This window comes from Microbacterium sp. NPDC086615, from assembly GCF_040686055.1.
Lineage (GTDB): Bacteria > Actinomycetota > Actinomycetes > Actinomycetales > Microbacteriaceae > Microbacterium.
On sequence record NZ_JBFBJJ010000009.1, the window covers coordinates 122,259 to 134,844 of the forward strand.

The following is a 12,586-nucleotide window of genomic DNA, read 5'->3' on the forward strand; positions in this document are numbered from 1 at the left end:
TCACATCCCTTACGGCCGGCGGCGACTCTTCTGTGAGGAACGTATTGCCGGACGGGGCCGGGCAACCACCAACCACGGGTTGAATCTCAGCCGCCAACGCGGGGGGTCACTCCCCCGTGATCTTCAGACGGTGCGCGAGGATGACGGCATGGACACGGTCGCGAAGCTTGAGCTTGCTGAAGATCTTGTTGATGTGGCTCTTCACCGTGGCCGGTGACAAGAACAGCCGTTCGCTGATCTCCGCGTTCGTCATCCCCGTCGCCATCGCCAGGAACACATCCTGTTCGCGCGGGCTGAGGACCGAGAGCTCGGCGGGCATGCCGATCGGACGAGATGCCGCCTGTCCGTCATCCGATCTCAGGGCACGATGGATCAACTTCTGGGTGATGTGAGGTTCGACTACCGCATCGCCGCGATGCACGGTCCGGATGGCATCGATCAGGCGTTCAGGGGCAGCACTCTTGAGGAGGAAGGCGCTCGCGCCGGACTCGAGGGCTCCGAACGCGTACTGATCCAGGTCGAACGAGGTCAGGACGACGATTCGCGTCGTCGGGCTGGCCGAGGTGATGGCGTGGGTGGCGCTGATGCCGCCCATTCCCGGCATCCGGACGTCCATCAGGACGACATCGGGGCGCAGGGTCTGGGCGAGGGCGACCCCCTGCTCCCCGGTCGCGGCCTCTCCGATCACGTGAAGGTCCGCCGCGCTCTCGACGACGAGCGAGTTGCCGAGTCGTGCGAGTGCCTGGTCATCGACGATGAGCACGTCGATCATCGGGACTTCTCCGTTCGCAGGGTCGTGCGCACCGCCCATCCGCCGGGGGTCCGCGGGCCATAGACGCAGGTGCCGCCGAACGACGCCGCTCGCTCCGAGACACCGATGAGACCGCGCCCCGTGCCGATGCTTCCGGCGCCGGTCGAACGGCCGTCGTCTTCGACATCGATCGCGACGATACCCGTCCGAGCGGAGCACTCGATCGTGACGAGCACGAACGTCGCCCCCTGCGCGTAGCGGAGCACGTTCGTGAGGCATTCCTGCACGATGCGGTGGACCGCGGCCCTGAGCATCGTGCTCTCCGGAAGGGCATCGCCGCGCTGTCGCAGGTGCACGGGCATCCCCGCGGCGTGGAAGACCTCGACCATGCTGCCGATGTCGGGGAGGTCGTATCCGGAGTGATGGAGCGCATCGTCGAGCTGGTCGTCGGAGTCGCGCAGTACGCGGAGAGTCCGGTGCATGTCGTCGAGCGCCGTCGCCCCGACCTCGCCCAGGTGGGCGAGTGCCTGACGCGAGCGTTCGGGGTCCGTGTCCCACGCCGAACGCGCCCCGTTCGCCAGAGAGATCATCACCGTCAGGGCGTGTCCGACCACGTCATGCATCTCGGCCGTGATCCTCGTGCGTTCCGTCGCCCGAGCGCTGTCGATCTTCTGCTGCAGGAGGGCTTCTTGCGCGCGGCGGCGTTGCAGGGTGTTCTGCACCACGATCCCCGCCGCGCAAGCGAGGACGACGTACGGATCGACGACGCTCGTGCCCACCCCGATCGCGGGAATGATGTCGTCGGTCGCGGTGACCGCGACACCCAGCATGATCTTGACCGTCGTCCCCAGCAGCGGCACTCCGACGGCCAGCAGGTAGCCGAGCGCCGCGCGTCCGGTCGTCGACCGCCGTGCGACGGTGTAAACCGCCAGGCAGAGGGCCAACGTGAAGGATTGCCCCTCACCGATCGCCGCGAGCACGGCCACGACGGCGAGAACCGTCCACGGCACCCGCTGTCGTGCGCAGAGCGTCACGGCGGCGAGGAGGAGAAGGCCGACCGTGAGGGCGGGCGAGGAGCCTTCCACGAGGATGCTGATGAGTCCCGGGAGGATGGCCACGACCGCGAGGACGACGTCCACGAGGCCGCGGAGCCGGTGAGGCCCGGGGACGCTCGCGTCGACGTCGATCATCGCGAGCCCCTCTCTTCAGGTGTCTGGGCAGTCTACTCAGCGGCCCCCTCGGGCAGCGGGTCACGCATCGGCGAATCGATACCGCAGACCCGCACCGACGACCGCGAGGACGGCCCACGCGAGCATCACGAGGAAGCCCGTCGTGCTGTCGAGCCCGCCGGGGTTCTCCGCCGCGGAGAGGGCCGTACGTCCGGCGATCGTGGGGAAGTACCCGGAGATCCGACTCCCGAGCTCTCCCCCGAACGAGGCGATCACCGAGGGGACGATCGTGAAGAGCGCGAGCGGCACGAGGAGAGCGACGATGAGGTTGCCGGCGACGACCGCGATGGCGAGACTTATCGCGGCGATGAGACCCAGATACGCCCCCGACGAGATCGCCCCCCGGAAGACGTCGGCCGGGTCCGCCGCGTAAGCCACACCCGTCCCCGACAGCAGCAGATGAGGCAGCAGCTGACCGGCCGTCGCCCCCACGACCCCGATGCCGAAGGACACGAGCCCCACGACGATCACCTTCGCTCCGAGAACGGGCAGCCGGGTCGGAACGGCCAGGAAGGAGGCTCCGATCCTGCCGCCGCTCTCGCCGGTGGCGGCCAGCACCGCGATCACCGCGATGAGCAGTTGCAGCCAGAGGACGCTGTCGAGGTAGGCGACGGCGTCCACGGACGAGATGCGCATCCGCGGATCGGGGCTCTCCGCCCGCTGCCCCAGGGAGACCGACAGGAGCACGGCGTTGAGGGGGACGAACAGGATCGCCAGAGTCACGAGGATCCGGTTCGATCGGAGCGACCAGAACTTGATGCTCTCGGCGCGGATGCTCGATCCGAACGGTCTGGTCCTCCGATGCACAGTCGGGCGAGAGGGGGCCGCCGTCGTCATGCGTCGGTCCTCCTGGTCACGAGAGCGGCGGCGCCGAGGAGCACGCCGGCCCACGCGCAGGCGATGAGGACTCCGAACCACGGCGCGATGAACCCGGCGGGCACGTGCTCCTGCAGGATCATCAGGCCGGCGGTGGACGGCAGGTATCCCGCGGCATCCCGGATGCTCTCGACCGGCGCCGCACCGACCAGCAGCGGCAAGACGTTGAGCAGGACGAGGCCGGCGATGATCGCCCCCACGGTGCTGCGCAGCAGCGCACCGATCGCGAGTCCCGTCACACCGATCGCGGCCAGATAGATCGCCGCCCCCGCGATCAGCTGGGCCGCGTAGGTGCCCGTGATCTCGAAGGGAAGCCCCGCGCTGCGCGCCACCGCTGCTGCCGCGAGCAATGCCGTCGTCGCCCCCGCTGAGCCGACCACGAGTGAGAGGGCGCCCACGAGGACGGCCTTGCTCGCCAGGACACGCAGCCGGCGAGGTTCCGCCAGGTAGCTGGGCTGCACGGTCTGGTGCGCGAATTCGGTGGTCGCGAAGATCGCGGCGACGAGGACGATGACCAGTTGCGCGCCCTGAATACCGGTCAGCGCTGTTCCCGCTCCCGCCGAAATGGTCGGCGTCGCGGCGTCCCGCTGCAGGATCCGCGCGAGAGCCGTGAGGATGCCGAACCCGCCCAGGACCGCGTAGGCCATCACGAAGGCCCAGACGAAGCTCGGCAGCGTGGCCAGCTTGATCGCCTCCGCGCGGAGGACGCGAGGGAACGTGACCGGGGCTACCCAGGTCGCGCGCTTCGCGCTGGTCATGGTCGCCGTCTCAGACACGGTGCGGCTCCCCCGCCTGCTGCGGCGCGTACTCGACGGCTCCGCGGGTGAGGTCGTTGTATGCATCCTCCAGCGTCCTCGTGAGCTGTCCCATCTCGTAGACCACGATCCGTTCGCGCGCGGCGATCTCGGCGATCTGCTCGACGGGGAGCCCGTCGATCTCGAGCCGGTCCGGCGCGGGCATCGTCGCTGCGACGCCGGGTCCCGCCACGAGCTCCGCGAGCCGTGCCGCCTCCGCCGTGCGGACGCGGACGGTGGGAGATGTCTGGATGAGCGCGGTCAAGGGGGCGTCGGCGATGATCCGGCCCTGCCCGATGACGACGATGTGTTCCGCGATGAGCGAGAGCTCCCCCAGGAGGTGCGAGGAGAGGAAGACCGTGCGTCCCTCCGCGGCGAAACCACGAAGCAGCTCGCGGATCCATGTCACGCCGTCCGGATCGAGACCGTTGACCGGCTCGTCGAGGATCAGCGTGTGGGGGTCGCCGAGGAGCGCGGCGGCGATACCGAGCCGCTGGGCCATTCCCAGCGAGAACCCCCCGACCCGCTTGCGCGCGACCGTCGTGAGCCCCGCGATGTCGAGCACTTCGTCGATCCGTGCCCGCCGGATGCCGTGGGTGGCCGCGATCCATCGAAGGTGGTCGACGGCGCGCCGTGAGCGGTGCGCGGCCTTCGCATCGAGCAGAGTGCCGACCTCGTGCAAGGGCGCCTTCAGCTCCGCGTACCTCCGGCCGTCGATCAACGCCTCCCCGGACGTCGGGAAGTCCAGACCGACGATCGAGCGCAGGGTCGTCGACTTCCCCGCGCCGTTGGGCCCGAGGAATCCGGTGACCTTTCCGGGCGCGATCTCGAACGAGACGTTCTTCACCGCGAAGGTCTTCCCGTATCGCTTGCTGAGGTTCTTCACCGAAAGGGTCATGACGCCCGCCGCCTTTCCGTCGGTTGTGCAGCTTGGTCCCGACGCTACGTTTCGGGTGGAGGGGCGCTCTACCAACCGGGGGTGGAATACGGCGCAGGGATTTCACGGGTCGTCGTTCCACGAGGAGACTCGATCCCATGCATCAGAACGCCTGGCGCGCGATCCTCGCCGCTCTCGCCGATGACCGCGCGCGCGAGATCTATGCCCGCATCGTCCTCGCTCAGCCGATCGACGAGGCCCTCGCCACGATCCCCCCGAAGAAGGCGCAGCGCATCACCGAGTCGCTCACGGCGGCGGGGCTCGTCTCCGCCACCGCAGAGGGGCTCGTCGCCGTCCCGGACGTGTTCGCCCGGGCCCTGGCATCCGCGAGTGGCCCCGCTCGGCGCGGGGGCGTGGAGCGCTTCTTGGAGGACGGCCGCGTCGTCGGCATGCCCGCGCGAGCGACCGACCGGCAAGCGCTCCTGGAGCATCTCGCGACCCGCGTGCTCGCGCCCGGCGACACCGTCTCCGAGGCCGAGATCAACGCGCGGCTCGCCGGGGTGACGGACGACGTCGCCGGCCTTCGCCGCGCTTTCGTCGACCACGGTCTTCTCGTGCGTACGGCCGACGGCTCGGTCTATTCCCGCGCCTGATACGCCGGATGCCCCGCCCCTCCCGCTCTGCTGAGCGCTCGGGACGCGGCATCCGCGGGTCCTACTTCGTCGAGAAGCTGACCACCTTCGGCGGCCGCACGACCGCGCGCACGATCTCGCGCTCACCGAGGGCGCGGCGGACCTTCTCGTCCGCTCGCGCGAGCTTCTCGAGCTCGTCGGCGCCGATCTTGGCTGAGACCTCAAGGGTGCCGCGCACCTTGCCGTCGATCTGCACCACGGCGGTGACGCTGTCTTCGACGAGCAGCGTCGGGTCGGCCTGGCGCCAGGTGACCAGGCCAACGAAGCCGTCGTAGCCGAGCGTCTGCCACATCTCTTCCGCGGTGTGCGGGGCGAAGAGGTCGAGGGTCATCGCGATCACCTCGGCGGCCTCTCGCACGGCGGGGTCGCTCGTGCCGGCGGAGCCGTCGATCGCCTTGCGGGTCGCGTTGACCAGTTCCATCAGGCGCGCGACGACGACGTTGAACTTCGTCTGCTCGATGAGGTTGGGCGCTTCCGCCAGCAGGCGGTGCGTTACGCGGCGCAGGGCCTGGTCGCCCTCGGCCCACACGACGTCCTTCTCGCTGTCGACGTCGTGCGCGATGCGCAGCGCGCGGGCGAGGAACTTCGCCGCTCCCGTGGTCGAGACGTCGTTCCAGTCCTTGTCGTCCTCCACGGGACCGGCGAAGGCCAGCGCCACGCGCAGGGCGTCGGCGCCGTGGGCGTCGAGCTCCTCCTGGAAGAGCACCAGGTTGCCCTTGCTCTTCGACATCTTGGCGCCGTCGAGGATGACCATGCCCTGGTTGATGAGGCTCGAGAACGGCTCGGTGAACTCCACCAGGCCCATGTCGAACAGCGCCTTCGTGATGAAGCGCGCGTACAGCAGGTGCAGGATCGCGTGCTCGACACCGCCGATGTAGAAATCGACCGGACCCCACTTCGACGCCTCGCGACCCGAGAAGGGCTGCGTCTCGTCGCCCGGCGACAGGAACCGCAGGTAGTACCAGGAGCTGTCGACGAACGTGTCCATCGTGTCGGGGTCGCGCAGCAGCGTCTGGCCCGTCTCGGGGTCGGTCACCTGCACCCACTCGGTGGCAGCGCCCAGCGGCGAGGTGCCCTTGGGCTTGAGGTCGAGCCCCTCCACCGACGGCAGGACGACCGGCAGCTGATCGGCGGGCACGGGCGTGATCGAGCCGTCCTCTCCGTGCAGCATCGGGATGGGCGTGCCCCAGTAGCGCTGACGTGAGATCAGCCAGTCACGCAGGCGATAGGTCTTGGCGGCGCGGCCGACACCCTTGGCCTCGAGCTCCTCGATGACACGGGCGATCGCGTTGCGCTTCGACAGTCCGTTCAGAGAACCGGAGTTGATCATGCGGCCGTCACCGGTGAGCGCGATCCCGGTCTTGACGGGGTCGGTTTCTTCGATGTCGCCGAGCGGGTCGATCGGCACGCCCTCGTCGTCGAGCTCGATCACGGGGATCGCGCCGGTGACCGGGGCATTCGTGTCCACGACGACCTTGACGGGCAGATCGAAGGCGCGGGCGAAGTCGAGGTCGCGCTGGTCGTGCGCGGGTACGGCCATGACCGCGCCGTGACCGTAGTCGGCCAGCACGTAGTCAGCCGCCCAGATCGGCAGCTTCTCGCCGTTGATCGGGTTGATCGCGTAGTGACCGAGGAAGACGCCGGTCTTCGGACGGTCGGTCGCCTGACGCTCGATGTCGGTCGCGCGCTGCACCTGGGTGAGGTACGCCTCGAACGTCTCGCGCACGCCCTGATCCGCGGATGCCGCGAGTTCGGCCGCGAGGTCGGACTCGGGCGCCACGACGAAGAAGGTCGCGCCGTGCAGCGTGTCGGGGCGGGTCGAGAAGACCGTGATCTTCTCGTCACGACCCTCGATCTCGAAGGTGATGTCGGCACCGACGGAGCGGCCGATCCAGTTGCGCTGCATCTGGATCACCTTGCTCGGCCAGAAGCCCTCGAGCTGGTTCAGGTCGTCGAGCAGGCGGTCGGCGTAGTCGGTGATGCGCAGGAACCACTGCGTCAGCTTCTTCTTCACCACGACGGCGCCGCTGCGCTCGGAGGTGCCGTCGGGCAGCACTTGCTCGTTCGCGAGCACGGTCTGATCCACCGGGTCCCAGTTGACCAGCGCGTCCTTGCGGTACGCGAGGCCCTTCTCGTACAGCTTCTGGAACAGCCACTGGTTCCAGCGGTAGTACTCGGGGTCGCTCGTGTGCAGCACGCGGCTCCAGTCGAACGAGACGCCGTAGTCCTTCAGGCTCTCCTTCTGCTGCGCGATGTTCGCGTACGTCCACTCGACGGGGTCGGCCCCGCGTTTGATGGCAGCGTTCTCGGCGGGCAGGCCGAACGAGTCCCAGCCGATGGGGTTGAGCACGTTGTAGCCGCGGTGGCGCCAGAATCGCGCCACGATGTCGGAGTAGAGGTAGTTCTCGGCGTGCCCCATGTGGAGGTCGCCGGAGGGGTACGGGAACATCGCGAGCACGTACTTGCGTGGGCGCTTGTCGTCGTCGCCACCGGCGCGGAACGGATCCTTGTCCGCCCACGCGCGCTGCCACTTCGCCTGGATCGCGTGGGCGTCGAAGGCGCCCTCGCCGGGCACGGGTGTGGTGTTCTCAGACACGGGTGAAGCCAATCGTGAGGTCGGGAGGCCCGAGGGCCAGCGTCCAGGTTATCGGACCCGGCCCGTCACCATCCCGGCGGCACCTGGGCGCCGAGCGCGGCGAGCGGGGCGCGCGCCTTGATTCCCACCTCGGCCACTTCGGATGCCGCGACCGAGCGCCACGTGATGCCTCCGCCGGCGCCGACGTGGGCGGCATCCGCCTCGACGACGATGCTGCGGATGACCATCGCGAGATCCGCGGACCCGTCGTCTCCGATCCATCCGAACGTCCCGGAGTAGATGCCCCGGGGGGCGCCCTCGAGGCGCTCGAGGATCGTCATCGCCGAGGCCTTCGGTGCACCGGTCATGCTGCCGGCGGGGAAGGCGGCATCGAGGAGCGCACCGAGCGTCGTTCCGGGACGCAGCCGCCCCGAGACCTCGCTGACGAGCTGATGCACGTGCGGATACGACTCGACCTCGAGCAGCCGGTCGACCCCGACGCTCGACGGCACGCAGACGCGCGAGAGGTCGTTGCGCATCAGATCGACGATCATGACGTTCTCGGCCTGCTCTTTGGCATCCGTCCGCAGCTCCGCAGCGAGCGCTTCGTCGACGACGGGATCGGTGGCGCGCGGGCGCGTGCCCTTGATGGGGTGCGTGTGCACGGCCCCTCCGCGCACCTCGAGGAAGCGCTCGGGTGACGCGCTCACGAGGGCGGTGTCGCCGATCCGCACGAAGCCGCCGTGGTGCGACGACGACGTCGCGCGGAGGCGCCGAAACACATCGAGGGCGAGAAATCGGCCCGGAACGGTGAATCGGGTCGTGAGACACAGCTGATAGGCGTCCCCCTCGCGGATGTGCTCGCGGCACGCCGCGATGAGTCCGGCGTACTCGTCGGCTTCATGGCGACCGGATGCCACCCCTCGCGGTTCCGCAGGAGCCACGGCAGCGACCGGCCCGACGGCGAGCGCCCGCTCGGCGAGGTCGGCCAGGGCCTTGGCATCCGTCCCGACCGCCCACACGCGCCGCTTCTCGTGATCGAACGCGAGCGCCGCCTCGACGCGGATCCACGCGGGGTCGCCGTCGTACGGGATCCAGCCGACCCATCCGCCGTGAAATGCGCCGCGGGAATCGTTCGACGCGATGACGTGAAGGGGGTCGTTCGCGCTCTCCCGGTGCCCCGCCCCCATCCAGCTCCAGCCGGTCTCGGCATCCACACCGCCGTCGAGCCAGAACGCCGCGGGTTCGGCGGCCCAGAGGCTCGTGAAGACCGTCTCCGGGTCCACCCAGCACGGGAGGGCGAGCGGAGGGGCGGAACGCGGCACGCTCCCAGGCTAGGCCTCGGCGTCGCCTCTAAGCTGACGGAGGTGAACGAGATCCTCACGTGGTTGCTCGACGTCGTGCAGAACGTCGACCCCGTGCTGCGCACGATCCTCGCCGGTGTCGCGGTCATGCTCGAGACGAGCGTGCTGGTCGGTTTGATCGTGCCCGGAGACACGATGGTCATCGTCGCCGGGACGGCTATCGCCTCTCCGCTCGAAGGAGTCATCCTCGCCTCGGCGGTCGTCGTCGGCGCTCTGCTCGGCGAGAGCGGCGGGTTCTGGCTGGGGCGGTACTTCGGCCCGCGCATCCGCGCGTCGAAGCTGGGGCAGAAGCTCGGTGAACGCAACTGGGAGCGCGCGGATCGCTACCTGCGGCGACGGGGCGGACCGGCGATCTTCCTGTCGCGGTTCCTCCCGGTGCTGCACTCCCTCGTCCCCCTGACCGTCGGGATGAGCGGGTACAGCTACCGACGATTCCTCGCGTGGACGGCCCCGGCGTGCGCGATCTGGTCGGCCTTGTACATCTCGGTGGCGGCGACGGCGGCGGGCACGTATCGCGAGCTCGCGGATCGTATCCATTACGCCGGCTATGTCTTCGTCGGCATCCTCGTCGTCTTCCTCGTGCTGGTGTTCGTGGGCAAGAAGGTCATCGAGCGGATCGAGCGTCGCCATCTCGCCGACGACGCGCACCCCCTCGAACCGGTGGACGGTGACGTGAAAGACTGAGGCGGATGCCTCGTTCCCCCCGCGCCAAAGTGCTCTGGTTCGCCCGACTGGAGCGCCGCTTCCATCGGTGGCGCGAGAAGCGCGCCCGCGCGCGTGGACTGCGTCCCGCCGTCACCGGCTTTCCGGGGTACGGCACGGAGGAATGGATCCGCGTCCTGGGCCGCGTGCTCATCGCGCCTCCCCTCAAGCGGACGTCAACGGGCGAGTTCGCCAGCCTTCGGGGCTGGCGCAGCTTCGCGGCCGTCCCCGTCGGCATGGCGAGGGTCAGCGTCGTCATCGACGGAGTGACGCACGAGGTGTCGGCCGACCGCGGCGGTGTCATCGATGCGCGGCTGCCCGCGACGCTCGCGCCGGGATGGCAGACCATCACCATGTCGGTGGAGGGGAGCCAGCCCGCCGAGACCCGTGTCTTCATCGTCGGCACCGACGTGCGGTTCGGCGTCGTGAGCGACATCGACGACACGGTCATGGTCACGGCGCTCCCTCGCCCGCTCCTCGCCGCCTGGAACTCGTTCGTGCTCGACGAGCACGCGCGCCAGCCCGTGCCGGGCATGGCCGTAATGCTGGAGCGGCTCACGCGCGAGCACCCCGGCACCCCCGTGATCTATCTGTCCACCGGAGCCTGGAACGTCGCCCCGACGCTCACGCGCTTCATGCGCCGACACCTGTTCCCCGCGGGGTCGTTCCTGCTGACCGACTGGGGGCCGACGCACGACCGTTGGTTCCGCAGTGGCCGCGACCACAAGGAGCAGAACCTCCGCCGGATCGCGAGCGAGTTCCCCCACGTCAAGTGGCTGCTCGTCGGCGACGACGGTCAACACGACGACGCGATCTACACGCAGTTCGCGATCGACCATCCGCAGAACGTCGCGGCCGTGGCGATTCGTCGACTGCTCCCCGCCGAAGCGGTGCTCGCCGGTGGGCGAACGGTGGTCGACGACCACTCGGCGTCCGAAGTGCCGTGGGTGACGGGTTCGGATGGCGCCGCGCTCCTCGACCGTCTCGAGAAGGCCGGCGTGATCACGAACGACGTCTGACGTCGGATGCCGCGCACCCGCGTCCGATGTCGGAGGGGGCGCGTACGGTGGAGGCATGTGCGGTCGATTCGTCGTGGCCAATGTGGCGTCGGAGCTGGTGGGTGTCCTGCGCGTCGATGTCGAGAGCGATGAACTGCCCCCGCCCTCGTACAACATCGCGCCGACGTCGTCGGTGGCGATCGTGCTCGATTCGGTGAAGACCGAGCCGCCGGTCCGTCGGCTGGAGGTCGCGCGGTGGGGACTCGTCCCCGGGTGGGCCAAAGACGTCAAGATCGGCGCTCGCGCTTTCAACGCGCGATCCGAAGAGATCGAAGACAAGCCGATGTTCCGCAACGCCCTCATCAAGAGGCGCGCGGTGATCCCGGCATCCGGGTACTACGAGTGGAAGACGACCGACGAGGGCAAGACGCCGCACTACATCCACCCCGCCGACGGTTCGCCCCTCTTCTTCGCGGGCCTCTACGAGTGGTGGAAGGACCCCGCGCGTGCCGACGACGATCCGGCGCGGTGGGTGCTCAGCTGCACGATCCTCACCCGCGATTCGATCGGCCGACTGGGGTCGATCCACGACCGGATGCCCCTGTTCATGGACCCCGACTTCGCCGACGCGTGGCTCGACCCGACGACCGAGAACGTCGGTGACATCCTCGATGCGGCGATCGACGCGGCCCCCGACGTCGCCGAGACGCTCGACGACCATGTCGTGTCGCCGGCCGTGGGCAACGTTCGCAACGACTCCCCCGCCCTCATCGAGCCGGTCGAATGACCGCGCTGCTCGTCGACACGGTCCTCGGTCGTGACGAATGGACGGCGGAGGCCGAGGCGCACGCGGCTCGCGCCGATGCCCTGACGGCGGAGCACCGCGCGCGGGCGAGCCGCGCGCAGAAGCATCCCGTCGAGGACTTCCTCTTCACCTACTACTCGTACAAGCCGGCGATCCTCCGGCGGTGGCACCCGGGCCACGGGGTCGTGCTCGACGACGCCGACGAGCGCGTCGGCTGGCGCTGGTACCGCCGCGAGGGCAGCGGGGTGCGGGTGGATGCCGAGGCCTTCCGGATCGAGCGCGGATCGCTGTACCGCGGCATCGTGAACCTCCTCCGCGCGACGCTGCACCGGCCCGCGCAGTTCGGCTGCTTCGGCCTTCACGAATGGGCGATGGCGTACCGCGTCGACGAGGTGCGCCACGACGTCCCGTTGCGACTGGGGAGGGACGGGACGGATGCCGTCGTCGACGCGCACGATCTCCGCTGCAGCCACTTCGACGCCTTCCGCTTCTTCTCGCCCGACGCCGTGCCGCGCAACCGCGAGCCACTGTCGCGCGAGACCCAGACGGATCGCGAACAGCCCGGCTGCCTGCACGCGGGAATGGACGTGTACAAGTGGGCCGTGAAGCTCGGACCCCTCGTCCCCGGGCCCCTCCTCCTCGACGCTTTCGAACTGGCGCGTGACATCCGGACGCTCGATATGGAGGCATCCCCGTACGACCTCCGCGCCTGGGGGTACTCGCCCGTCGCCATCGAGACGGCGGAGGGCAAGGCGCAGTACGTCGCCCGTCAGCGCGCCCTGAGCGACCGTGCGCAGGGTCTTCGACGCGCTGTGCTGACGTCCGTCGGAGCCACAGGCGACACGCCCGGCGGCGCCGATTTCTTGCCACTCGATCGCGTGTAGTAGGCTCATGGAGCTGCCTCGAACGGGGCGGAAAACAAA

General features: G+C 69.2%; 12 protein-coding genes. 5 read left to right on the forward strand and 7 right to left on the reverse strand.

Annotated features, from left to right (window positions below; all coding sequences use genetic code 11):
- Positions 1–106 precede the first annotated feature (106 nt).
- The 5 genes from AB0O24_RS10910 to AB0O24_RS10930 are packed head-to-tail and all read right to left on the reverse strand — an operon-like array spanning position 107 to position 4,548.
- Positions 107–772 (reverse strand): response regulator transcription factor, encoded by a 666-nt coding sequence (locus AB0O24_RS10910; protein WP_206542545.1) that lies wholly within the window; start codon positions 770–772, stop codon positions 107–109.
- Complete coding sequence (locus tag AB0O24_RS10915; protein WP_363374816.1) at positions 769–1,941, reverse strand: histidine kinase; 1,173 nt, start codon at positions 1,939–1,941, stop codon at positions 769–771. Before AB0O24_RS10915 ends, AB0O24_RS10910 begins: the two co-directional genes overlap by 4 nt.
- Before the next feature lie 60 nt (positions 1,942–2,001).
- A complete protein-coding gene (locus AB0O24_RS10920) occupies positions 2,002–2,817 on the reverse strand; it encodes an ABC transporter permease (protein WP_058596292.1) in 816 nt (271 codons plus the stop codon).
- Positions 2,814–3,614 (reverse strand): hypothetical protein, encoded by an 801-nt coding sequence (locus AB0O24_RS10925; protein WP_363374819.1) that lies wholly within the window; start codon positions 3,612–3,614, stop codon positions 2,814–2,816. Before AB0O24_RS10925 ends, AB0O24_RS10920 begins: the two co-directional genes overlap by 4 nt.
- A 10-nt stretch (positions 3,615–3,624) precedes the next feature.
- Positions 3,625–4,548 carry an ATP-binding cassette domain-containing protein gene (locus AB0O24_RS10930; RefSeq protein ID WP_058596290.1) on the reverse strand — a complete coding sequence of 308 codons (924 nt, stop codon included), beginning with the start codon at positions 4,546–4,548 and terminating at the stop codon, positions 3,625–3,627.
- Between the two features lie 137 nt (positions 4,549–4,685).
- On the opposite strand from AB0O24_RS10930, the gene AB0O24_RS10935 reads away from it, so the two are divergent.
- Positions 4,686–5,180 (forward strand): DUF2087 domain-containing protein, encoded by a 495-nt coding sequence (locus AB0O24_RS10935; protein WP_363374823.1) that lies wholly within the window; start codon positions 4,686–4,688, stop codon positions 5,178–5,180.
- Between the two features lie 61 nt (positions 5,181–5,241).
- Here the strand turns inward: AB0O24_RS10935 and leuS are convergent, their stop codons facing one another.
- Both leuS and AB0O24_RS10945 read right to left on the reverse strand, forming a co-directional pair.
- Positions 5,242–7,815 (reverse strand): leucine--tRNA ligase, encoded by a 2,574-nt coding sequence (leuS, locus tag AB0O24_RS10940; protein ID WP_153003301.1) that lies wholly within the window; start codon positions 7,813–7,815, stop codon positions 5,242–5,244.
- A 65-nt stretch (positions 7,816–7,880) separates the two neighbouring features.
- Positions 7,881–9,119, reverse strand: a complete 1,239-nt coding sequence (locus AB0O24_RS10945; RefSeq protein WP_363374826.1) for an anthranilate synthase component I family protein — start codon at positions 9,117–9,119, stop codon at positions 7,881–7,883.
- Between the two features lie 42 nt (positions 9,120–9,161).
- On the opposite strand from AB0O24_RS10945, the gene AB0O24_RS10950 reads away from it, so the two are divergent.
- From AB0O24_RS10950 to AB0O24_RS10965, 4 genes are read left to right on the forward strand one after another with little or no spacing between them, the layout of a single operon-like run.
- Positions 9,162–9,842, forward strand: coding sequence for a DedA family protein (locus AB0O24_RS10950; protein ID WP_275797587.1), 681 nt, complete (start codon positions 9,162–9,164; stop codon positions 9,840–9,842).
- A 5-nt stretch (positions 9,843–9,847) separates the two neighbouring features.
- Complete coding sequence (locus AB0O24_RS10955; RefSeq protein ID WP_363374828.1) at positions 9,848–10,879, forward strand: phosphatase domain-containing protein; 1,032 nt, start codon at positions 9,848–9,850, stop codon at positions 10,877–10,879.
- A 55-nt stretch (positions 10,880–10,934) separates the two neighbouring features.
- The gene (locus AB0O24_RS10960) at positions 10,935–11,645 is read left to right on the forward strand and encodes an SOS response-associated peptidase (protein WP_058613086.1); all 711 of its coding nucleotides are present in this window, start codon (positions 10,935–10,937) and stop codon (positions 11,643–11,645) included.
- The gene (locus AB0O24_RS10965) at positions 11,642–12,547 is read left to right on the forward strand and encodes a 3-methyladenine DNA glycosylase (protein ID WP_275797589.1); all 906 of its coding nucleotides are present in this window, start codon (positions 11,642–11,644) and stop codon (positions 12,545–12,547) included. Before AB0O24_RS10960 ends, AB0O24_RS10965 begins: the two co-directional genes overlap by 4 nt.
- Positions 12,548–12,586 lie beyond the last annotated feature (39 nt).